This is a genomic window from Winogradskyella sp. Asnod2-B02-A (assembly GCF_045063645.1).
Lineage (GTDB): Bacteria > Bacteroidota > Bacteroidia > Flavobacteriales > Flavobacteriaceae > Winogradskyella.
The window spans coordinates 2,044,619-2,066,300 of sequence record NZ_JBEFOG010000027.1; the positions used below are offsets into that span (position 1 = coordinate 2,044,619).

The 21,682-nt window shown below is 31.9% G+C and carries 21 protein-coding genes; 15 read left to right on the forward strand and 6 right to left on the reverse strand.

Annotation, left to right across the window (positions count from 1 at the left end):
• Positions 1 to 17 precede the first annotated feature (17 nt).
• A complete protein-coding gene (pruA, locus tag ACJJVO_RS16690; RefSeq protein WP_405576165.1) occupies positions 18 to 1,643 on the reverse strand; it encodes an L-glutamate gamma-semialdehyde dehydrogenase in 1,626 nt (541 codons plus the stop codon).
• A 142-nt stretch (positions 1,644 to 1,785) separates the two neighbouring features.
• Between pruA and ACJJVO_RS16695 the strand changes: the two genes are divergently transcribed.
• Entirely contained in the window at positions 1,786 to 2,793 is a 1,008-nt protein-coding gene (locus tag ACJJVO_RS16695) for a DUF6695 family protein (protein ID WP_405576167.1), read from the forward strand.
• On the opposite strand, the gene apaG is transcribed toward ACJJVO_RS16695, so the two are convergent.
• From apaG to ACJJVO_RS16710, 3 genes are all read right to left on the reverse strand, one after another.
• Complete coding sequence (gene apaG / locus ACJJVO_RS16700; protein WP_405576169.1) at positions 2,790 to 3,176, reverse strand: Co2+/Mg2+ efflux protein ApaG; 387 nt, start codon at positions 3,174 to 3,176, stop codon at positions 2,790 to 2,792. The two genes, ACJJVO_RS16695 and apaG, sit on opposite strands and share 4 nt — an antisense overlap.
• Before the next feature lie 79 nt (positions 3,177 to 3,255).
• Positions 3,256 to 4,614 (reverse strand): pyridoxal phosphate-dependent decarboxylase family protein, encoded by a 1,359-nt coding sequence (locus ACJJVO_RS16705; RefSeq protein WP_405576171.1) that lies wholly within the window; start codon positions 4,612 to 4,614, stop codon positions 3,256 to 3,258.
• 60 nt (positions 4,615 to 4,674) lie between these two features.
• Entirely contained in the window at positions 4,675 to 5,931 is a 1,257-nt protein-coding gene (locus ACJJVO_RS16710) for a DUF5103 domain-containing protein (protein WP_405576173.1), read from the reverse strand.
• A gap of 160 nt (positions 5,932 to 6,091) precedes the next feature.
• On the opposite strand from ACJJVO_RS16710, the gene ACJJVO_RS16715 reads away from it, so the two are divergent.
• From ACJJVO_RS16715 to nqrF, 6 genes are all read left to right on the forward strand, one after another.
• A complete protein-coding gene (locus ACJJVO_RS16715; protein WP_405576175.1) occupies positions 6,092 to 7,444 on the forward strand; it encodes a Na(+)-translocating NADH-quinone reductase subunit A in 1,353 nt (450 codons plus the stop codon).
• Positions 7,444 to 8,670, forward strand: coding sequence for an NADH:ubiquinone reductase (Na(+)-transporting) subunit B (locus tag ACJJVO_RS16720; RefSeq protein ID WP_405576177.1), 1,227 nt, complete (start codon positions 7,444 to 7,446; stop codon positions 8,668 to 8,670). Before ACJJVO_RS16715 ends, ACJJVO_RS16720 begins: the two co-directional genes overlap by 1 nt.
• 2 nt (positions 8,671 to 8,672) lie before the next feature.
• Positions 8,673 to 9,419 carry a Na(+)-translocating NADH-quinone reductase subunit C gene (locus tag ACJJVO_RS16725; RefSeq protein ID WP_405576179.1) on the forward strand — a complete coding sequence of 249 codons (747 nt, stop codon included), beginning with the start codon at positions 8,673 to 8,675 and terminating at the stop codon, positions 9,417 to 9,419.
• Between the two features lie 6 nt (positions 9,420 to 9,425).
• Positions 9,426 to 10,070, forward strand: a complete 645-nt coding sequence (locus ACJJVO_RS16730; protein WP_405576181.1) for an NADH:ubiquinone reductase (Na(+)-transporting) subunit D — start codon at positions 9,426 to 9,428, stop codon at positions 10,068 to 10,070.
• A 74-nt stretch (positions 10,071 to 10,144) separates the two neighbouring features.
• Positions 10,145 to 10,867, forward strand: coding sequence for an NADH:ubiquinone reductase (Na(+)-transporting) subunit E (gene nqrE, locus ACJJVO_RS16735; RefSeq protein ID WP_405576183.1), 723 nt, complete (start codon positions 10,145 to 10,147; stop codon positions 10,865 to 10,867).
• Between the two features lie 4 nt (positions 10,868 to 10,871).
• Positions 10,872 to 12,185, forward strand: a complete 1,314-nt coding sequence (nqrF, locus tag ACJJVO_RS16740; RefSeq protein WP_405576975.1) for an NADH:ubiquinone reductase (Na(+)-transporting) subunit F — start codon at positions 10,872 to 10,874, stop codon at positions 12,183 to 12,185.
• A 75-nt stretch (positions 12,186 to 12,260) separates the two neighbouring features.
• Here the strand turns inward: nqrF and ACJJVO_RS16745 are convergent, their stop codons facing one another.
• Together ACJJVO_RS16745 and ACJJVO_RS16750 are read right to left on the reverse strand one after the other, a co-directional pair.
• Positions 12,261 to 12,704 carry a Na(+)-translocating NADH-quinone reductase subunit F gene (locus tag ACJJVO_RS16745; RefSeq protein WP_405576185.1) on the reverse strand — a complete coding sequence of 148 codons (444 nt, stop codon included), beginning with the start codon at positions 12,702 to 12,704 and terminating at the stop codon, positions 12,261 to 12,263.
• A gap of 87 nt (positions 12,705 to 12,791) precedes the next feature.
• Positions 12,792 to 13,157, reverse strand: a complete 366-nt coding sequence (locus tag ACJJVO_RS16750; RefSeq protein WP_405576187.1) for a cupin domain-containing protein — start codon at positions 13,155 to 13,157, stop codon at positions 12,792 to 12,794.
• Positions 13,158 to 13,673: 516 nt separating this feature from the next.
• On the opposite strand from ACJJVO_RS16750, the gene ACJJVO_RS16755 reads away from it, so the two are divergent.
• From ACJJVO_RS16755 to ACJJVO_RS16790, 8 genes are all read left to right on the forward strand, one after another.
• Complete coding sequence (locus ACJJVO_RS16755; protein ID WP_405576189.1) at positions 13,674 to 13,871, forward strand: hypothetical protein; 198 nt, start codon at positions 13,674 to 13,676, stop codon at positions 13,869 to 13,871.
• Between the two features lie 9 nt (positions 13,872 to 13,880).
• On the forward strand, positions 13,881 to 14,039 hold the full coding sequence (locus ACJJVO_RS16760) for a helix-turn-helix transcriptional regulator (protein ID WP_405576191.1): 159 nt from the start codon (positions 13,881 to 13,883) through the stop codon (positions 14,037 to 14,039).
• A gap of 206 nt (positions 14,040 to 14,245) precedes the next feature.
• On the forward strand, positions 14,246 to 14,953 hold the full coding sequence (locus ACJJVO_RS16765; RefSeq protein WP_405576977.1) for a DUF4846 domain-containing protein: 708 nt from the start codon (positions 14,246 to 14,248) through the stop codon (positions 14,951 to 14,953).
• 20 nt (positions 14,954 to 14,973) lie between these two features.
• On the forward strand, positions 14,974 to 15,351 hold the full coding sequence (locus ACJJVO_RS16770; protein WP_405576193.1) for a Na(+)-translocating NADH-quinone reductase subunit F: 378 nt from the start codon (positions 14,974 to 14,976) through the stop codon (positions 15,349 to 15,351).
• Positions 15,352 to 15,404: 53 nt separating this feature from the next.
• Complete coding sequence (locus ACJJVO_RS16775; protein WP_405576195.1) at positions 15,405 to 16,382, forward strand: FAD:protein FMN transferase; 978 nt, start codon at positions 15,405 to 15,407, stop codon at positions 16,380 to 16,382.
• Between the two features lie 137 nt (positions 16,383 to 16,519).
• Positions 16,520 to 17,803 (forward strand): hypothetical protein, encoded by a 1,284-nt coding sequence (locus ACJJVO_RS16780; RefSeq protein ID WP_405576197.1) that lies wholly within the window; start codon positions 16,520 to 16,522, stop codon positions 17,801 to 17,803.
• A 214-nt stretch (positions 17,804 to 18,017) separates the two neighbouring features.
• Positions 18,018 to 20,900 (forward strand): histidine kinase, encoded by a 2,883-nt coding sequence (locus ACJJVO_RS16785; protein ID WP_405576199.1) that lies wholly within the window; start codon positions 18,018 to 18,020, stop codon positions 20,898 to 20,900.
• Positions 20,901 to 20,909: 9 nt separating this feature from the next.
• Positions 20,910 to 21,662, forward strand: a complete 753-nt coding sequence (locus ACJJVO_RS16790; protein WP_405576201.1) for a LytR/AlgR family response regulator transcription factor — start codon at positions 20,910 to 20,912, stop codon at positions 21,660 to 21,662.
• Positions 21,663 to 21,682 lie beyond the last annotated feature (20 nt).

The following is a 21,682-nucleotide window of genomic DNA, read 5'->3' on the forward strand; positions in this document are numbered from 1 at the left end:
AAGAATATTACAGGTTTTTAACCTAAGAAAGGATATCTGTAATCAACAGGAGTTACAAATGTTTCTTTTATTAATCTTGGAGATACCCAACGTAATAAGTTTTGAGCACTACCAGCTTTGTCATTTGTTCCAGAAGCTCTAGCTCCACCAAAAGGTTGTTGACCTACAACAGCACCTGTTGGTTTGTCATTAATATAGAAGTTACCAGCTGCATTTTGAAGTGCTTTAGTTGCTTCTTCTACAGCGTATCTGTCTTTAGCTATAATTGCTCCTGTTAAAGCGTATTCACTTGTTTCGTCAACTAGTTTTAAAGTTTCAGAGAAGTCTTCATCTTCATATACGTATATGGTCATTACTGGGCCAAATAACTCAGTACTCATCGTTGTATATTTTGGATTTGTCGTTACAATTATAGTTGGTTCTATAAAATAACCTTTCGATTTATCATAATTACCTCCAGCAATGATTTCAGCATCGCTATCAGCCTTGGCACCATCAATAAATTTAGCTAATTTATCAAAAGATCCTTCATGAATCACAGCTGTAATAAAGTTACTCATATCTTCTGGAGAGCCCATTTTAAAAGACTTTAAGTCTTCTATTACATAGTTTTTAACATCTGCCCATATACCTTTTGGGATATACGCTCTAGATGCAGCACTACATTTTTGACCTTGAAATTCAAAAGCACCACGAGAAATCGCAGTAGCTACTTGTTTTGCATTTGCTGTTTTATGTGCAACAATAAAATCTTTTCCACCAGTTTCACCTACAATTTTTGGGTAGGTTTTGTAGTTGTGGATATTGTTACCTATCTGTTTCCATAATTCTTTAAAAACATGAGTAGAACCTGTAAAATGTAAACCTGAAAAATCTGGACTTGCCATTACAGTATCAGTAATCATTACAGGATCTCCAAACACAACATTAATAACACCAGCTGGTACACCTGCTTCTTCAAAGATGTCCATAATTACTTTTGCGGAATACACTTGGCTATCACTAGGTTTCCAAACAACTACATTACCCATTAATGCCATACAAGCTGGCAAGTTCCCTGCAATAGCTGTAAAGTTAAAAGGTGTTACTGCATAAGTGAAACCTTCAAGAGGTCTGTATTCTACTCGGTTCCAAGCATCACTTGTACTTTCTGGTTGTTCCATGTAAATATCAGTCATAAACTGAACATTAAAACGTAAGAAATCAATTAATTCGCAAGCTGCATCTATCTCAGCTTGGTGAATTGTTTTAGATTGTGCAATCATAGTTGCAGCATTAATTTTTGCTCTATATGGACCAGCGATTAATTCAGCGGCTTTTAAGAAAATACCAGCACGTTGTTCCCAAGGCATTTGTGACCAAGTTTTACGAGCTTCTAATGCTGTAGCAATAGCTTCTTCAACATGTTTTTGTTCTGCTATGTGATATTCTCCTACTATATGTTGATGATCGTGAGGAGGAGACATTGTTCTGGTATTACCAGTTTTAACGTCTTTTCCGTTTATGTACATAGGAACTTCAACCTTTGAGTTAAACATTGATTTGTACGCTTCTGCAACAGCTATACGTTCTGCTGAACCTGGTGCGTAAGACATAACAGGTTCGTTAACTGCTACTGGTACATTAAAGAATCCTTTTCCCATAATATATTTGTTTTTTAGTTTGAATTTTGAAAGTGCAAAGATACGATATTTTAAGAGATTTTTTATTTGAAAGGTTATAGTTCTGTGCAGGTTGAAATTAAAAATTTTGTAAGTTGCCCAATTAAATTTCGACTTTTTGTCTATGTCTAAAAACGATGCTTTTATAATTTCACTTGCTTATCCGGATACAATTGTTAGGATTTCAGATGAAAAGCTAGTGTCATATTTGAAATATATAAATATTGGTTGTGAAAATTATGTGCGTGCAGGTCATGCGGCACTGGTACTTATAGATAAATACACTGGGAATTTAGAGTATTTTGATTTTGGAAGGTATACGTCTCCAGAAGGTTATGGGCGCGTAAGAGGGAAATCAACAGATAATGAATTAGATTTTCCTTTATCTGCAAAGATTAGTGATGGTAATATTATTAATTTAAATGAAGTGTTAAGCTTTCTTGCTACAAATCCAAAGTTTACCCATGGAGATGGTAAACTTGTTGCTTCTGTGTGTTCCGCTATTAATTATGAAAAAGCTAAAGCATTTATAATGCAACTACAGCAGAAAACGTTTGTGCGTTATGGAGCATTCTTAAAAAATGGAAGTAATTGCTCGCGTTTTGTAACTGATACTTTAATCAATTCAATAAATGATAAAAAGAAAAGGAAGAAATTGATTAAATCTAACCTGTTTACGCCAAGTACTGTTGGTAATGTAGAAATTGCAACTACAGAATTTATGATATATGAGGTGTCAGAATTAGGTGATATTAAAGAGTTTACATCAACCTCTAAGTCTGAAAACAGACGTTGTTTTTTAGATAGCCTAAAAGGATATGAGCCAAACTTAATAGGTAATTTAGAACCTAGAGTTGTAAGTGGAATTGCAAAGCACGCGCAATGGTTAGAAGGTATTGGAGCAGGAGCTTGGTTCGAAATTTATGATTTAGCTAATGAAATTGAATTTAGGTTTAGACGAATTTCTCCTTACGGCAATATAGATTGTGATAGAATTTATGAGGTAGACTCAAGCGGTTTTGATATTACTGCTGAATATCAATTTATGCACCCTTCTAATTGCTTGTTCTTTTATGTAGAGCAAGGCGCCAAAAAATATAGATTCAATTTTATAAAAGACTATTACTTTTAGTTAAGTGCAAAAGGTGCACTTAATTTAAAAGAAGGAATATAAACTTTAAACTTATTAGTTTTAGATAAGTTGACCATATTATAATGGCCTTGCATTGCGCCAAAAGGAGAAGTTAAAAGACAGCCCGAATTGTAAGTATGGGATTCTCCTGGTTTTAAAACAGGTTTCTTTCCGATAACGCCTTCACCTTCAATAATTTCTTCATTGTTTAAAGCATCCAGAATTCTCCAGTGTCTAGTGTTTAATTGCACAGAGTCTTTACTTTGATTCTCAATAGTAACTTTATAGCCAAATGCAAAATGCACTTTATAGTTTTTATAAAACGTACCTTCAAAATTGGTTTCTACAGAGATTTTAATTCCGCTTGTAACTTGTTGTACCATGGCTTTAATATATTGTTCTATGCTAAAGTAACATAATTTATGAATGAAGCATTATAATTCGGTTAAGTGGTCGCAATTTTTAACAAATTGCCTCTGCAGAGGCTTCTAAAGTGTCAAAAAAGCGAAAAACATCTTGTTTTTCTATCAAACTATTAATAGTTACCATTCTTATAAATTCTACATTGTTAAAATTTCCATAACCAACCATAAGTTCTGAGTTCTTATATAAATGGGTACAGAGCTTATTAGCAGAAATATTTTTGTAATTAAAACAGACTGAAATAGAGTCTTCAAAACTGTAAAGTGTATAGTCTTTATGATTGTTAATATAGTCTCTAGCGATTTGCGCCATTTCAAATTGCTTGTTTACTATCTTTTCTAAACCATTAGTTCCAACAGATTTCCAAAGTGTCCATATTTTAAGAGCATCATTTCTACGTCCACATTGTAGTGAGGTTTTACCTAAATTGAAATCATCGCCATCAGTTTGGTATAAGTAATCTGCTTCATTAGAAAATGAGTGGTGTAGTTGCGCTTTATGCTGTGTCACAATAATGGAGCAGCTTAAAGGCGTTCCCAGCATTTTATGTGCGTTAACACTAAATGAGTCTGAATGTTCTAATCCTTTGATTAAGTGATTGTGTTTTTTACTAAAAATAACACCACCACAATATGCACCATCAACATGTAGCCAAAGATTGTTTTTTTTGCAGACTTTGCTAATAGCTTCGTTGTTATCAAAAGCCCCAAGTACAGTGGTGCCAGCTGTAGCATTTACAAAGAAAGGTATGTGTCCGTCAATTAAATCTTTCTTAATAAGTTGATCTAAATGATCGGCAATCATTTCGCCTTTATCATTTGTATCTACTAATCTAACTTGATTTCTGCCAATACCAGTCAATGCTGCATTTTTAGAAATAGAATAATGTGATTCTTTAGATGTGTATAGAGTCATTGATTGTGAAAGTCCTTCAGCTCTAACAGATTCGTTTTTAGAATCTCTGGCCATAATTAATGCCATCATATTACTCATTGAACCACCAGGAGCAAATGTTCCGTCACTATCCTTAGAATAACCTGCCAACTCACAAACGTTGTGGATTACTTGTTTTTCTATACCAACATGAGGTCCTGCTACTTTATAAGTGTACATGCTATTATTAAACATTACGGCTAATAAATCTCCTAATGCTGCTTTACCAATTCTACCTCCAAAAAGTTGGTTAAAAAATGATTTTGAAGCTGTCTTAGGTGTGCTTTTTATGATGTCTTTTAGTAGAATCTTTAAGTCTTCATCAATAATGCCATCGTTGTTTAGTGATAAATCTAATTGTTGGTATAACTCTGAAGTAGGAATTGGTTTTGCTACTGGCTGATTCGTTTCTGCATCAAAAAGTGAGTCGCATAATTCGGAAAATAGGGCAATGTCATTTTGCATTTTAAAAATGTTTAAAATAATAAGGGTAGAAGACGTTTAATTTTTTTACAGTTTTCAGAATTAATTAGAAATATCTAACGAAGTAGCCTCTCCAAAGCCAATTAAGCGATCATAACGTGATCCTAAATCTTTGTAATAAACCAAAACTTTATAATTATTTTCTGTTTCCCAAAAGTTGCCACTTATAGCTCCTTCGTCTAATTCGCCTGTTTTTTTATCTACAGCGACAAACTTGTAGTTATAAAAACCTTGTTTTAATTCTATGACTGCTTCATAGCGATTACTTTCAGGGTTGTAATTCGTTTTTGTTAAATCTTCTATGGCAAAAGCATTAAAATTACCATAGACATATACATCTTTGTCTAATAGTTCGTTATGTTGTAAAGAAAAATGAATCATAGCATAATCAGCTTCAATATCTACATTGTCTCTATCGATTACTGTGACTAAGAAATTACCGTTAATGTCAGGATTGTAAGTGTATGGCCTGTCTTTTCGAGATATGTTGGTGTAAAGGTAGTTGTGGTAAAGTTCTTGTAAATCAATGAATTGAACGCCTACATTTGCGGCTCTAATATCTTTGTTTTCAAAAAACATATATTCGTTTCCTCCCCAAAATGCAGATTCAGTATCATAGCGGTAAATAAGTTCATTGCCTAGTGTGTACTGTGGTTTTAGATCTGAAATAGCAGTGTTGAGGTTGTTATTCTGAATGATTAAAGATTTGATAGTTTCCAATGGATTATTAAAATTCATACCATTAGTAGTAATCACTAAGTCTACAGATTGTTTCTCGGCAATAGCTGTTACATCTCTAGAACGTTTTACCTTAACTCCAACATTGGCTACATCTTCATAAATCATAAATTTTCTGCTAAACATGAGTTCATCATAATCATCATAGATAGAAATCATATAATTTCCACTTTTTAGTAAAGCGCGCGTTTGGGTGTTTGGTATACTTAGATTGTAATGTGAATAAATCTGATATGTATTAAATGAGTTGTCGTAGGTTAAAATTCTTTGGTTATCTAAACCTTTTAAGTATTCAGATTTTACTAAGTTAGAGGGAGTCCAATCAAAATTATAATGTTCAATAACGTAGTAGAAGTCCTCTTCGTTTCCTGTTAAAGCATCAAATTCTAATAATAATGATTCTCCAAGTTTTAAAATTGGGAGTTGTCCTTGAGTTGTATTACTTTTAAACGTAATAGTTTTAATAAAATCTGGAGGAACAACTTCTTCTGCAACTTGTGAAAGTGAAATAAAAGGCGTTAATACGAGTAGTAAAAGGGTGAAAATGTTCTTATTCATCATTAAAATTGTGTGTTGTGTAAAGATAATCAAAATCTATGCCCTAAAGCAAATATCTTATTTGTAATGAATACAAATAAAAAAGTTGCTCTAAATTCATTCTTAATTAAGCATTAATTCGTAAATTTGCACGGATTTTTAGATAACTAACTCTATTAGAGATATGTCAAAAGACATCAAAATTAAAAAAGGTTTGGACATAAAGCTTGTCGGTGAAGCCGAGAAAGCAACAGAGAATGCTATTATTAGTAATTTCTATTCCATAAGACCTGAAGACTTTCATACTATCATTCCAAAATTAGTAGCAAAAGAAGGAACTCGTGTAAAAGCGGGTGAGACTTTGTTTTACAATAAGGATTTTGAATCTATGAAATTTGTTTCGCCAGTATCTGGTGAGATAACAGAAGTACAACGCGGACCTAGACGTCGAATAGATGCTGTTAAAATTACTGCAGATAAAGAACAAACATACCTAGATCATGGTAAGTTTGATTTGAATGCTGATGCAGAAAAAACAAAAGCACATTTATTAGCTACAGGTTGTTGGTCTTTTATAAAGCAACGTCCTTATGATGTTGTTGCAAAAGCAGATAGCACACCAAAAGCTATTTTTATTTCAGGCTATGCAAGTGCTCCTTTAGCTGCCGATTTAGACTATACCTTGGCAGGAAAAGAAGCGGAATTACAAGCTGCAGTTACTGCATTGTCTAAATTAACAGATGGTGGAGTGCATATTTCTGTAGGTAAAAATTCTAATTCGCCTTTAGCTAATTTACAAAACTCAATTACGCATAAAGTTTCTGGTCCACATCCATCTGGTAATGTGGGTACTTTAATTAATAAGGTGAATCCTGTTAATAAAGGGGAGACAGTTTGGACAGTTAATGCTCAAGATCTTGTGATTATTGGAGAGTTATTGCTTACAGGTAAGTTTAATGCAGAGCGCATTATCGCGTTAGCAGGATCTTCAGTTAAGAAACCAAGATATTTTAGAACTAAATTAGGTTCTGAAATTGCCACTATGATTTATGATAATGGTGTTGAAAGAGAAGGTAATGATCGTATAATTTCAGGTAATGTCTTAACAGGTAAACAAGTACAACCTGATGGCTATTTAGATTATTACAGCAATGTTATTACTGTGATACCTGAAGGTGATGATTATGAGTTGTTTGGTTGGAACAAACCAGTTTTTAACAAAATTTCTACATCTAGAGCAATGACTTTTTCTTGGTTAACTCCTAAGAAAAAATACGATTTAAATACCAATACAAACGGAGAGCATCGTGCATTTGTGACAACAGGTACTTACGAAGAAGTATTTCCATTAGATATCTATCCAATGCAGATTTTAAAAGCCTGTATGTATAAAGATTTAGATGAAATGGAAGCTTTAGGGATGTATGAGGTTGCACCTGAGGATTTTGCGTTAACAGAATTTGTGTGTGTGTCTAAACAACCACATCAAAAAATTATAAGAGAAGGATTAGACTTAATGCTAAAAGAGATAGGATAATGGGTTTAAAACAAAATTTACATAGTTTTAAAGAAAAGAATAAAGACAAAAAGTGGTTGCCAGCATTTTCTGCAATACATACGTTCTTATTCTTGCCAAATGAGACCACTCATAATGGAACTCATATTAAAGCAGCAGACGATTTAAAAAGAACAATGAACACTGTTATTATGGCAATGGTTCCTTGTTTAATTTTTGGTATGTTTAATGCAGGTTACCAGCATTATTTAGCTTTTGGTGAAATTGAACAAGCTACAGGCGGTTTCTTAAGTGCTCAGTTTTGGACTTTAGATAACTTTGCTGTTGGTTTCTGGAAAGTGATTCCATTAGTTATTGTATCTTACGTAGTAGGTTTAGCAATCGAAATTTTATTTGCTATAAAAAACAATCACGAAGTAGAAGAAGGTTATTTAGTAACTGGTATGTTAGTACCACTTATTGTACCTATTGATACTCCTTTATGGATGTTAGCAGTAGCCGTTGTATTTGGTGTAGTTATTGGTAAAGAAGTTTTTGGTGGAACAGGAATGAATATTCTTAATCCAGCATTAACAATACGTGCATTCTTATTCTTCGCTTATCCAACATGGATGTCTGGTGATAAAGTATGGGTTCAAGGAGCCGTAGAGCGCGACCAAATGATTGCAGCAGGTCAAAACGTAGATGCTATTTCTGGTGAAACTATATTAGGTTCATTAGCACAAGGAAAAGAAGTTGCTTATTCTATATGGGATATGTTTTATGGTCTTATTCCTGGTTCAGTTGGTGAAACATCAACACTGCTAATTTTATTAGGAGGTTTATTCTTAATATTTTCAAAAATTGGAAGTTGGAGAATTATGTTATCATCTGTTTTAGGTGCTTTAGCAATGGGCTTAATTTTTAATGGTCTTGTTAGCGCAGATGTTGTAACAGAAGGTAGTAAGTTTTACGGATTAATGAGTACAGAATTTTGGCAGCATTTACTAATTGGTGGATTTGCTTTTGGTACTGTATTTATGGCAACAGATCCTGTAACAGCCTCACAAACAAACAAAGGAAAATGGATATATGGTTTCTTAATAGGATTTCTTTCTATTATGATTCGTGTATTCAACCCAGCATATCCAGAAGGTGTAATGTTGGCCATTCTATTAATGAATGTGTTTGCACCAACTATTGACCATTATGTGGTTCAAGGAAATGTAAAGAAAAGAATGAAACGTGTAAAAGCTAAAGTTGCATAACGATGGAAAATAAAACAGATAAAAATTCGTACACAATACTTTTTGCTATAGGTATGGTATTGATTGTTGGCTCATTATTAGCGTTTACAGCGTCTTCATTAAAGCCTACAATTACAGAGAATCAACGAATGGAAAAGCAGCAGAATATTCTGTATGCAATGGGTGTTAATGATAATGATGAGAGTAGTGCAACGTTTATTTCAACGGATAAGGTTGCTGATGAGTTTTCAAAATATATTACTAAGCAATTAGTTATTGAAAACGGAAATGCATCAGAAAATGACCAAGCCTATTTAATAGATGTTAAAAAGGAACAAACAAAAGCTAAAGCAGGTGAAGCTAGACGTTTACCTTTATTTGTAGGTGAGAAAGACGGTAAAACATATTACATCGCACCAATTAGAGGTAAAGGGCTTTGGGATGCTATTTGGGCTTATGTGGCTTTAGATAAAGATATGGTAGTGCAAGGTGCTTACTTCGATCATAAAGGTGAAACACCTGGACTTGGAGCAAACATTAAACAACGTTTCTTTATGGATGATTTTATTGGAGAACATTTGTTAGGTCCTTCAGGTAATTTTAAAGGAATTACTGTTGCAAAAGGAAATGCAGATCCTAAAAATTTAGATAAAACAGATAATGAGGTAGATGCTATTGCAGGTGCAACGATTACAGGTGATGGTGTTACAGCAATGATAAAGAGTGACTTAAAGCTTTATGTGCCTTATTTTAAAACTTTAAAACAATAATTCATAATGGGACTTATATCAAAAAAAGACGCCAAGTTAATTACTGATCCATTAGCAGACAATAACCCAATTACGATTCAAGTATTAGGTATTTGTTCTGCGTTAGCGATTACAGCAGAATTAAAAGCTTCAATTGTAATGGCTGTATCAGTATTATTTGTTTTAGGAATTGGTAACGTAGTGATTTCGTTAATGCGAAATATTATTCCTTCAAAAATTAGAATTATTGTTCAACTAGTAGTAGTTGCTGCTTTAGTAATTATTGTTGATCAAGTTTTAAAAGCTTACGCTTACGAATTGAGTAAAACACTTTCTGTATTTGTTGGTTTAATTATTACTAACTGTATCATTATGGGACGTTTTGAAGCTTTTGCTTTAGCAAACAAACCATGGCAATCGTTCTTAGATGGTATTGGTAATGCTGCTGGTTATGGTTTAATACTTATAATCGTTGGTTTCTTTAGAGAGCTTTTAGGTTCTGGTACTTTATTAGGATTTAAAGTTTTAGGAGATCCAATTGAAAAAACAGGATTATATTCAATAGGTTATGAGAATAACGGATTTATGTTATTGTCACCAATGGCATTAATAGTTGTAGGAATTATTATTTGGATACAACGTAGTAGAAACAAAGCTTTAATAGAAGACTAAAACAGTACACAAGTTAAAGTCACATTATACGGTGTTTACTGTTAATTGAGACTGAGACTGAAAACTAAAAGAATATGGAACATATAGAATTATTTTTCAAATCGATATTTATAGATAACATGGTATTTGCTACGTTCTTAGGAATGTGTTCTTACTTAGCTGTATCTAAAAAAGTGAGTACAGCTGTTGGTCTTGGTGCCGCAGTAATTTTTGTACTTGCCATAACTGTACCATTAAACTGGTTACTAGATCAGTATTTATTACAACCTGGAGCTTTGTCTTGGTTAGGTGAAGAGTATGCAAGTTATGATTTAAGCTTCTTATCTTTTATTATGTTTATCGCTACTATTGCTACAATGGTTCAGTTAGTAGAGATTGTAGTAGAGAAGTTTTCTCCATCATTATATAATTCATTAGGTATATTTTTACCATTGATTGCTGTAAACTGTGCTATTTTAGGAGGTTCATTATTTATGCAATCTCGTGAAATTGCTACTTTAGGTTTAGCAACAACTTATGGAGTTGGTTCAGGAATTGGATGGTTCTTAGCGATTTTAGCCATTGCTGCAATTCGTGAGAAAATTAGATATTCAAATGTACCACCTGCATTACGTGGTTTAGGAATTACATTTATTATTACTGGTTTAATGGCTATCGGCTTTATGAGTTTTGGTGGTATGTTAACAGGCGGTGATGAAGAAGGAGCAAAAGAAGAAAAGACTGCTAAAGTTGAAGCAGAAAAGAAAATAGAAGAAACAAAAGCATTAGCTGATAACACAATTAAAGTAGTTGAGTAATATGATTTTATTAGCAGCAAGTACATTAGGAACAGTAATAGCGACTGTAGCGGCATTTTTAATAATCACACTAATCTTAGTTGGGTTGTTATTAGTTGTTAAGCAAAAATTATCACCATCAGGTCCTGTAAAGATTACCATTAATGGTGAGCGAGAAATTGAAGTAGGCTCTGGAGGTACTTTATTAAGCACTTTAGGAAATCAAAAAATATTCTTACCATCTGCTTGTGGTGGTGGTGGAACATGTATTCAATGTGAATGTCATGTGCTTTCTGGTGGAGGCGAAGCTTTACCAACAGAAACACCTCATTTTAGTAGAAATGAATTGCAACATGGTGCACGTTTAGCTTGCCAAGTAAAGGTAAAGCAAGACATGGAAATTACCATTCCAGAAGAAGTATTTGGTATTAAGAAATGGGAAGCAACCGTAGTTTCAAATTACAACGTAGCGACGTTTATTAAGGAATTTGTTGTAGAAATTCCTGAGGATATGAATTATAAAGCAGGAGGATATATTCAAATTGAAATTCCTAATTGTGAAGTAAAATATGCTGATATGGATGTTTCTGCTCACCCAGAAGATCATCCAGGTGAACCAGATAAGTTTAAAGCAGATTGGGAGAAGTTTGGTTTGTGGCCTTTGGTTATGAAGAACGATGAACTTGTAGAACGTGCTTACTCTATGGCTTCTTATCCTGCAGAAGGACGTAAGATTATGCTTAATGTCCGTGTTGCAACGCCACCTTTCGATAGAGAAAAAGGAGGCTGGATGGATGTTAATCCTGGTGTAGCGTCATCTTATATTTTTAATCAAAAAATTGGAGATAAAGTTACTATTTCTGGACCTTATGGAGAGTTCTTTATTAATGATTCGGATTCAGAAATGTTATATGTAGGTGGTGGAGCAGGTATGGCGCCAATGCGTTCACACTTATACCAATTATTTAGAACTATAAAAACAGGACGTAAAGTAACATATTGGTATGGTGGACGTTCTAAAGCTGAACTATTTTACATACACTATTTTAGAGCATTAGAAAAAGATTTTCCAAATTTCAAATTCTTTATTGCATTATCAGATCCTACAGATGCTGATAATTGGAAACTTAAAACTGATGTTAATGATGAATCTGGTGATGGATTTGTAGGTTTTATTCACCAAGTAGTAATAGATCAGTATTTATCTAAGCATGAAGCACCAGAGGATATAGAATTATATTTCTGTGGACCACCATTGATGAACCAAGCTGTTCAGAAAATGGGTGAAGATTTTGGAATTCCAGATGAACACATAAGATTTGATGATTTTGGAGGCTAATAGCTAAAAAAATATCTATAAAAATAAAAACCAACTCAATTGAGTTGGTTTTTTTATGGCTAAATATTATTGATGTTATACTGCAATTAAAGAATCTGTTTTTTCGAATTTAAATAATATAGAACAATCCATAACATTATCAATTTTATCTATAGAACACAGTTGTGATACAACGGCACATAGTCCATCAAAGAGATTATTACTATTAATAGTTTCTGGTTTAAACAAACGTTTTGATTCTGTGAAATAGTAACCACAGCCGTTTAGGAAAGCATTTTCAATTTGCAACAATTCAATAGGTGTATAGCCATTGAATTGTCTTCCTAAATTTTGATGAACTAATCCAATGTAATTTAATTTTACTGAGCCATGTTGGTCCGTTAAATGTTTCCAACTGTCTTTATTATCAAGAATATTACCAACTGCACATTGCTTACAGTCATCTGGATTTAAGGTCTTATTATGAAATGATGTATATAATTTATATATCGCATTTTCAAAACGAATTGAATTTTTCATAGTTGTAAATTCTACTTTTCAAGATAAAAGATACAAAAAAATGAAATGAATTTCAAAATTCAACAGAAATGATAGATTTAGGAGTACTTATTTAAACTCCATAATTAAATACACAGAGGTGGTTTCTCCAATATTTAAAACCTCATGTGAGGTGATGGAGTCTTTGCGGAATGTGTAACCTGTTGGAACATCTACCTCGCGTGTTCCTGTATGATCAGTAATTCTAAATTTACCTCCTACTAAGGTATAACCAACATGTGGATTGTGATAGTGCTTTTCATGTCCTACGCCTGGCTCAAAAGTGCATTTCAGGACTCTTAATTCGTTATTTTCTTCAATAACCTCGCAGACTGCCTCACCTTTCCAACCTGCTTCTAATGGGTCTGGTAGAGCGTTTTGATTATTACAGCTTGAAAGTAATACTATAGCTAGAATTAAAAGATTAAATTTCATTTAGAATATTTTCGGCCAAGGTAATAATTTTAATCATGTATTATTTTAACTCGGTATTAATCGATTCTAATATAACTACTATTTGCTGATTTAATTCTGAATAATAATTTCGATTGAGATATTCAGCTGTTATAATATAATCCATAATTTCATTCCTTAATTTTTCAGATTGTAATAATTTAAGGTTGCTTTGTTCAAATTTGATTTTTTTATTTTAAAGGTATCATCTCGTGCATCTGTAATGATTTTTTTTGCATTACCTTCTTTGTTATTAATGGCAATGCCATTTCTTATTATTACACAGTGTTCGTCTTTTCGAAACTTAATTCTAGAAAGAACTCCTTTATTTGACTACAAAGCAAATTTTGGAATATTGTTACTAAAAATTGAAAGTTTGCCAGAACTAATTACTTCATCTAATATGGCTTGAATAGCATGGTAAATTACTTCCCGATTTGTCATTTTCATGGCTAAAGTAGAAAATTCCTTACTGTTATTTCAGGATGATTAGATCCCATGACGTTAAAAATTTACAAAGCCTTATGTGCAGGATCCTGTTCTTATTTGTTAAAGAAAACACCATTTAAAAAGATAAAGGAAGCTATAGAAGTCGTAAATAAAGTAGGTTCTTATATGTCTCCTTCAATTGCGAGAAAAATAGTGAATACTTTTGCACCAAAACAGCATAAAAGCAATTTGTTAACGCCAAGATAAAAAGAAATTGTGGCTGGTATTGTAGATGGTAAAAGCTACAAAATGATTGCCTCTGATTTATTTGTTTCCATCGATACAGTTCGTACACACATTAAGAACATCTACAAAACGTTAGAAATTAATAGTAAAGCTGAATTGATTCGGAAATCTTACTATAACGAACTATAATTCAGTCTTCAACATACGAAACTAGATTTTTTTGTCGTTATTTAAAGTATGAAAAAAGTTCTACTCGCCATTTTAATCTTAACATCACTTGCTGTTTTAGCGTTTCAGTTTAAACCAGTAAAAAAAGTGGTAGTATCGTTAAATCAAGTATTGAAACACCAAGTCTTATTAATAAAGATAGTTTAACGATTGCGTCTAGAGTTAATATTCCTGAAGGTTATAAACGTGTCAATTATGCCAAAGGAAGTTTTGAAGCGTATCTCAGGAATTACAAATTAAAAGCCTTTGGAAGTAAAATCATTAATTACGATGATACCAATTATTTTTGGCAAGGAGGTCATATTGGGATTTTAGAAGTCCCTGTGCCTAAAAACGGATTACAGCAATGTGCAGATGCACTAATTAGAATACGAAGCGAGTACCTATGGGACAACAATAGAAAAAACGAAATAGGTTTTAACTTTACATCTGGGCATTATTGTTCTTGGACCAAATATGCTGAAGGGTATAGACCTAAAATTAACGGAAATAAAGTTACGTTTCATAAAACGGCAAGTGCCAATACTTCAAAAGACAACTTCTATAAATTCTTAAATTTAATTTATATGTATTCTGGGACGTTATCGTTATACAACGAGTTAGTAGCCGTTAAAGCCAGAGATTTAAAAATAGGTGATATGCTCATTAAAGGCGGTTCTCCAGGTCATATTGTTATGATAGCAGATGAGGTTATTAATAATAAAGGAGGGAAACTCTTTTTACTATTTCAAGGTAATACGCCAGCACAAAGTGTGCACTTAGTTAAAAATTTAGATAATGCTACTATCTCTCCATGGTATCAATTGGAGGATGATGCTGTGATTTCGGTTTCAAATTATGTGTTTGGAAGTTTAAAATTTGTGCGTTTTAAATAGCAAGTTTGTATCTTTGCTTTATGAGTAAACCTTTAACACCTCAAGAAATTCATAACCTTGCCATGAACCACGTAGGTAAAGACCTAGAAGCTCGAGGTTTTGAATTTGTAGCTATAAATAGCACGCTAAAACGGCATCCACAATTTGTTTGCATAGATAAAAATAGTCAGTATTATTTTGTAGTTGTACGTGCTGTGATCTTGCCTGAGAATCCAAATAATTACGATATCGTTTGGATGGAAACTTTTAAAAAACATGCTTACGAAAAAGACGCCAAAGTGTTGTACGCAGGTGTTGGTGTAGGAAACCCTGAAGGTGAAGATTTACCTCTTTATTTAAACGAAGAATACCTTATTGAATATAATGGCATTCAAGTTATAGAAATGAATTTGAATTAATATAACACTCGTTTTACCAAACTAATTTTCAGTCAAAGTCAATCTACATATTTATGAAAAAAATAGTTTATCTATTTCTAATAGCCATTCTTTTTTCTTGTAATCAAGAGCCTAAAAACACCAAAATAAGTGGACCTGTTTTTGGTACAGCTTATAATATTCAATATTACACAACAGATGATTCAAATTATAAAACACAGTTTGATAGTCTTTTTACGGTAATCAATGAATCGATGTCTACTTATATTCCAGATTCAAAAATATCTAGAATTAATAAAGGTGAAAACATTGAGTTAGATCAACATTTTATGCGTGTTTTTAATAAAGCCAAAGAAATTTACAGAGCAACGGAAGGAGCTTTTGATCCAACAATCGGAGCTGTTGTAAATGCTTGGGATTTTGGGCCAGAAGGAAAAATAGTTAATATCGATAGTACCACTATAGATAGTTTAATGAGGTCTGTGGGCTATAACCGTATGGGATTGAGAGATAATAAGATATTTAAAAGTTCTAAATCGTTTTTAGATTTTAATGCTATTGCAAAAGGGTATGGTGTGGATGCTATTGGCGAGTTTTTAGAAAGCAAGAATGTTACCGATTATTTAGTTGAAATCGGAGGAGAAATTCGTGTAAGAGGTATTAATCTTGATAAAAAATCACCTTGGAGAGTGGGTATTGATGATCCTAATTTTAATGAAGAACAAAGTTATTCTAAAGTGATTCCGTTACAAGATGAAGCGATGGCAACCTCTGGCACGTACCGTAAGTTTAAGATAGATGAAAACGGCAATCGCTATGCACACATTATTAATACTAAAACGGGTTATCCAAGTAAAACCAATATTCTTAGCGTTTCTGTAATTACAAAAGATTGTATGACAGCGGATGCTTACGCTACAGCATTTCAGGCTATGGGAATTGAAAAAGTGAATTGGTTCTTAAATTCACATCCAGAATTGAAAGTTTATTTTATTTATGAAGATGAAAATAAAACATTACAAACACTAAGTGTAAATAACTTTCCTGAGTAATTTCTCGTTTTTTGAATTAGAATTTTTTACATAATATCCTTGATAATAGGTATAGTGTCGAAAAGTTTAATTTACCTATTTTATTTTTAGTAGTTTTCTCACAGTTAGCGGATTGCTAGCTTTTTAATCTCTTACTTATGAAAATAAAATTTATCATCCTCTCATTAGTTTTTCTCTTTCCATTAACAATTATTGGACAAACTGATAGTGAAATTTCAAATGTTTATATAAAGCGATCAGAAGTGCTTTTTCATAATTTAGAAATGGATAGATCTTTAGAAATTTTTAATAAAGCCTTGAAATATATGGACAGTGTTCCAAACAGTCGTGTAGCTAAATTAGGTGCTTTATTGCATTTTGAACATGAAAAGTTTTTTGAAGCACGTTCTTATGCCAAATGGTATTTTGAATTGGAAGAAGATAAGACAACGGAAGATTATCAAAATATGTTAGAAACCTACGTTAATATTCAAGAAGAAATTGATAAGTATATTGCAGAGCAAAAAGCATTAGAGTTAAAACGATTAAGAGAAGATAAAGAAGCACATAGATTAGATTCTTTAAATAAATTATGGACAGACATGTCTAAGGCTTATATCATAAAAATTGACAGCATCTATAAATTCAATAAACATAATGTAGCAGTTTATTCTAAAGATGGTCAGCTTGGTATTATGGACGATGTTGGTAATATTATTGATAAGCCACAGAATTATAACCATTTTATAACCTATGATGGATATGTCCTTATGTTAGATAAACAAAAGAATCCAGAAAAAATTTATGTATACAATTGCAATATTAAACAAGGTTTTTTATTGCCAAGTGTTTCTGCTTTCAACGCCAATTCTACACATTACGGTAAAGTAATGTTACCACGTGCTAATGGTTTAATGGTAACCTATCCTAATAATTCTAAAAAAGCATATGTTTACAATCTAAAAGACAAATCATTTATAGAAACGGCAGATTTAATTGATTTTTTAAAAATGTTGAAGAAAAATGATATTATTGAAAAATATAAAGACGAACAAGTACGTATTAATAAACAATGGTTAACCCTAGGAAGTCACTTAGGTGCTGGAATTTATGAATTGTATGGAGATGAAAATAGATTTGGATTTTTAAATACGTCAGATGGTAAAGTGTTAGATGCTAATTTTTATAACTACCTAGGAGGTTTTTACGATGGTAATTTTGAATTACTTGAAGATGGAAAACAATTCTGGATGGACGTAGATGGTATAAAAAGAGAAACTAACAAAGATGAAAATGGCATGTATTCAGGTACATCTAGATTTGTAAAGCATGCTGATGGTACTTATGTAATTCTTCAGAATAGAGAAGGCAAAGATTATTTAATTCTCGGAGATAAAGCCTTATTAAATAAAGTGAAGTTTATTGAAGAATCGCCTCGTTAATTCCTTGTTGTTTGCTGAGCTTAGTATTAGTACAAACCTAAATTTCCATCAACATATCATCCAATTTTAAAATTTAAAAAAGTGCTTAGCAGTTCAAACTAGCATTTTAGAAGTTAATAGAGCTATAAGTATAAGTAAATTGTATTTTTACTTATAATTTTTAAAATTGTACAGAAAACCATTTTTTCTATGTTTGTTTCTACTTTCATTTTTAATGGAAGCACAACAACCCGTTTCTGTACATCTCACAGAAAAAGACGGATTACCAGATAAAGAATTCTATAATATTATTGAGGACAGCAAAGGTTTTATATGGCTTTGTGCAGATAAAGGTTTGTTTCGTTATGACGGTAAGTTATTTAAAAACTATAGTAATCCAGAAAAAAGAGGATTATCTGTTTTTGAACCGGTAGAAGATCAGTTAGGACGTATATGGTGTAACAATATTTCTGGCCAGTTTTTTTATGTTGAAAACGACCAATTATTCACTTTTATTGATTTGGGTAAAGAACTTAAAGGTGAGCTTTCATCTTTTATGGTAACAAAAAAGCATCTGATTGTTTTTACTAAGTTTAAAATTTATTATGTTGATTTGTTGAGCAAAGTAGTCACATTGAAATTTACTAGCGAATTTCAATTTGGTCCACCTATTACATATAATGATACCATACTTTTTGGAAATTATAAATGCTTATCGCGTTTAAATACAAAAGAAGAAAAAGCTGAGTTATTACAGTTTTATGCATCTGTACCAAAAGAGAAGAGAAGCAGACCTATTAATCAAAAAACTGAATTATTTCAATTAGAATCACAATTATTCTCTAGGAAAAACTATAAAAAAGTCAACACATTTTTTAAACTTGATATCGATACTAATACACTAGTAGAAGTCAAAGGGTTAGAAGAGCTTAAGAATAATGAAAACCTCAAATTTTTTGAAAACGATGGACAACTTTGGGTTGCAAGTAATAATGGGGTTTTTGTTTTTTCTTTTAAAAATGACTTATTTAAGCTAGAAAAACATTTTTTACAAGAGTATTTTGTAACAAAAGTTATTAAAGATAAAGATGACAATTTCTGGCTAACAACACTTAATAACGGTGTTTTTGTAATGCCAAATATACATATAGAGCGTCTTAATGTTTTAGAAGAAAATAGCAATATAAGTTGCCTAGAAAAAATAGATAATAACACTTTGTTATTTGGAACAAATAAAGGTGATATTGTTTTTTATGACACAAAAAAACATGAAGAACATGTTATTGACTTGCCGTTAGCTGAACGCGTGTCGGCAATAAAATATCATCCCGAAAAAGAATTAATCTATATCAGTAAGGATGTAAGTGGTTTTTTGATGGATTATAATACTAAGCGTATTGAATCCATTAAAAATTTCTTTACTGCAAAGAGTTTTTCCATAATAGATCATAAAGATTTGCTATTTGTAAATTATGCACATGCAAGTTTAATTACAGGAAATGATTTTACTAAAGTAGATAAGGAAATTTCGGCTAACAAAAGAGCATATACTTCATTTTACAGTTTAATTAGCAAAACGACTTATGTTGCGTTTGTTGATGATTTAAGAGCTTATGACGATCAATGGAAACCTAATAACATTCGATATAAAGATCAATCGATTTTTGCACTTTCATTATCTGAAACCCCTAATGGAATCGTATGGGTTGGTACATTTAAAGAAGGTGTTTTCGGGATAAAAAATAACGAAGTCGTTTATCATTTTACTACTGAAAACGGACTCATTTCTAATAGAATAGAAAAGATAAAAGCAGACCAAAATAATTTATGGGTTGCTACAGATAATGGCATACAAGTTGTAGACGTAGAAACAAATAAAATTAAAACACTAACCAAACGAGATGGAGTAGTTTCTTACGATATTTCTGGAATAGAAATATTAGAAAACAAAGTGTATTTTTCTTCTAATAAAGGCATATTTTGTATTGATAAAGTAAAAGCGTTTAAACCTGAAAAGCAACCAAAGGTTTATTTTAATCAGGTTGAAGTTAACGAGCAAGATGCAACTTTAAAGTCGGATTATACATTAGAACACAATCAAAATAGTATTAAATTCGGTTTTAATGTTAATGGATTTCAATTTAACCAAAAGGGTAAATACGCTTATCGTTTATTAGGTTTAAATGACGATTGGATAACTACTGAAACTGGGATCAATTCTGTTAAATACAATAGTTTATCAGCAGGAAATTATACCTTCCAAGTAAAACCTGTTATGGATGTTGAGGTAGAAGAGAATAGTATAGAAGAACTTAAATTCTCAATTTCTAGACCCTTTTGGAAAACGTGGTGGTTTATGTCAAGTATTTCAATTTTAGTAATGGGTTCAACGGTTTTATATTTCAGAAGAAAAATAAAAAAGAAAGAACAACAACGCCAAATAGAAGTAAAACAATTATCCTTAGATAACGAACTGATTGCTTTAAAATTGGAAAATTTAAGGTCGCAAATGAATCCGCATTTTATATTTAATGCGTTAAATTCAATTCAAGAATATATTGTTTTAAACCAAAAAATATTAGCTACTATATATTTGGGGAAATTTGCAGATTTAATAAGAACCTACTTAAACCATAGTACTAAAGGAAAAATCACATTGCAAGAAGAAATAGATAGTTTAGAAATGTATTTAGAATTAGAAAAATTGCGTTTCGAAGACAAACTAAATTACACTATTACCGCAACTGGAAGTTTAAAGCCAGACCAAGTAAAGATACCAACTATGCTTATTCAGCCTTATGTAGAAAACGCATTAAAACACGGCTTGTTGCACAGAAAAGACGATCGGGTTTTAGAAATTAGTTTCTTTATAAATGAAGACTCTAATACAGTTAGATGCCTTATTACAGATAATGGTGTTGGACGAGAAAAAGCCGAAGAATTTAAAGCTAGAAGCTACAAGAATCATAAATCTTTCGCCACAAAAGCAACCCAAGATAGACTGGCATTACTTAATTACGGCAAACAAAAACAAGTTGGAATAATCATTACAGATTTGTTTGAAGCCGAAAAACCAACAGGAACTAAAGTAGATATCACAATTCCGTTTACAAAATAAAAAACACTAATGAAAGTAGTTATTATAGACGATGAGCCAAAGGCAAGAAAATTACTAGAGATATTAGTAAAAGAAAACTACCCAAAAATCACTGAGATTTTTACGGCCGAAGACTTATTAAGTGGTGTAGAAATTATTAAAAAAGAACGACCGCAAATCGTATTTCTAGATATTGAAATGCCTGAACATTCTGGATTAGAGATTTTTGATTTTATTGAATCTAAGACTTATAATTTCGAAATCATTTTTACAACCGCTTATAGCGAATATGCTATAAAGGCGTTTGAACTTTCTGCAGTAGATTATTTACTAAAACCATTACGAACCGATAAATTGGTGGATGCTATTGAAAAAGCCATCGAGAATATTGGTAAATCTCATATTAATATTAAGTTAGACGAGCTTCAAAAAAGTTTAAAATCATCCGACTTTAAAAAAATAGGACTTCCTGTAGCAGATGGTATCAAGTTTGTAAATTTTGAAGATATAATTCTCTTAAAAGCAGATGGTATGTACACTAAAGTAAGTATTCAAAATGGATCTGAATTATTAATAAGTAAACCGCTTAAGCATTTTGAAACCTTATTAGATGCCATTCCAACATTTTACAGACCACATCGTTCGTACTTAATTAATCTAAAATTTATTCAAGAATATGTTAAAAGCGATGGTGGTTATATTATAATGGATAATAATGAAAGTGTTTCCATTTCAAAAGATAAGAAAGACGAGTTTTTAACTATTGTTCAAAATATAGGGTAGTTTGCTTTAGAAGTTGAAAG

What these genes read in the sequence shown, in the direction of transcription:
- pruA (WP_405576165.1), bottom strand. Translation starts at nt 1,643, where the DNA reads ATGGGAAAAGGATTCTTTAATGTACCAGTAGCAGTTAACGAACCTGTT.
- ACJJVO_RS16695 (WP_405576167.1), top strand. Translation starts at nt 1,786, where the DNA reads ATGTCTAAAAACGATGCTTTTATAATTTCACTTGCTTATCCGGATACA.
- apaG (WP_405576169.1), bottom strand. Translation starts at nt 3,176, where the DNA reads ATGGTACAACAAGTTACAAGCGGAATTAAAATCTCTGTAGAAACCAAT.
- ACJJVO_RS16705 (WP_405576171.1), bottom strand. Translation starts at nt 4,614, where the DNA reads ATGCAAAATGACATTGCCCTATTTTCCGAATTATGCGACTCACTTTTT.
- ACJJVO_RS16710 (WP_405576173.1), bottom strand. Translation starts at nt 5,931, where the DNA reads ATGATGAATAAGAACATTTTCACCCTTTTACTACTCGTATTAACGCCT.
- ACJJVO_RS16715 (WP_405576175.1), top strand. Translation starts at nt 6,092, where the DNA reads ATGTCAAAAGACATCAAAATTAAAAAAGGTTTGGACATAAAGCTTGTC.
- ACJJVO_RS16720 (WP_405576177.1), top strand. Translation starts at nt 7,444, where the DNA reads ATGGGTTTAAAACAAAATTTACATAGTTTTAAAGAAAAGAATAAAGAC.
- ACJJVO_RS16725 (WP_405576179.1), top strand. Translation starts at nt 8,673, where the DNA reads ATGGAAAATAAAACAGATAAAAATTCGTACACAATACTTTTTGCTATA.
- ACJJVO_RS16730 (WP_405576181.1), top strand. Translation starts at nt 9,426, where the DNA reads ATGGGACTTATATCAAAAAAAGACGCCAAGTTAATTACTGATCCATTA.
- nqrE (WP_405576183.1), top strand. Translation starts at nt 10,145, where the DNA reads ATGGAACATATAGAATTATTTTTCAAATCGATATTTATAGATAACATG.
- ACJJVO_RS16745 (WP_405576185.1), bottom strand. Translation starts at nt 12,704, where the DNA reads ATGAAAAATTCAATTCGTTTTGAAAATGCGATATATAAATTATATACA.
- ACJJVO_RS16750 (WP_405576187.1), bottom strand. Translation starts at nt 13,157, where the DNA reads ATGAAATTTAATCTTTTAATTCTAGCTATAGTATTACTTTCAAGCTGT.
- ACJJVO_RS16755 (WP_405576189.1), top strand. Translation starts at nt 13,674, where the DNA reads ATGACGTTAAAAATTTACAAAGCCTTATGTGCAGGATCCTGTTCTTAT.
- ACJJVO_RS16770 (WP_405576193.1), top strand. Translation starts at nt 14,974, where the DNA reads ATGAGTAAACCTTTAACACCTCAAGAAATTCATAACCTTGCCATGAAC.
- ACJJVO_RS16775 (WP_405576195.1), top strand. Translation starts at nt 15,405, where the DNA reads ATGAAAAAAATAGTTTATCTATTTCTAATAGCCATTCTTTTTTCTTGT.
- ACJJVO_RS16780 (WP_405576197.1), top strand. Translation starts at nt 16,520, where the DNA reads ATGAAAATAAAATTTATCATCCTCTCATTAGTTTTTCTCTTTCCATTA.
- ACJJVO_RS16785 (WP_405576199.1), top strand. Translation starts at nt 18,018, where the DNA reads ATGGAAGCACAACAACCCGTTTCTGTACATCTCACAGAAAAAGACGGA.
- ACJJVO_RS16790 (WP_405576201.1), top strand. Translation starts at nt 20,910, where the DNA reads ATGAAAGTAGTTATTATAGACGATGAGCCAAAGGCAAGAAAATTACTA.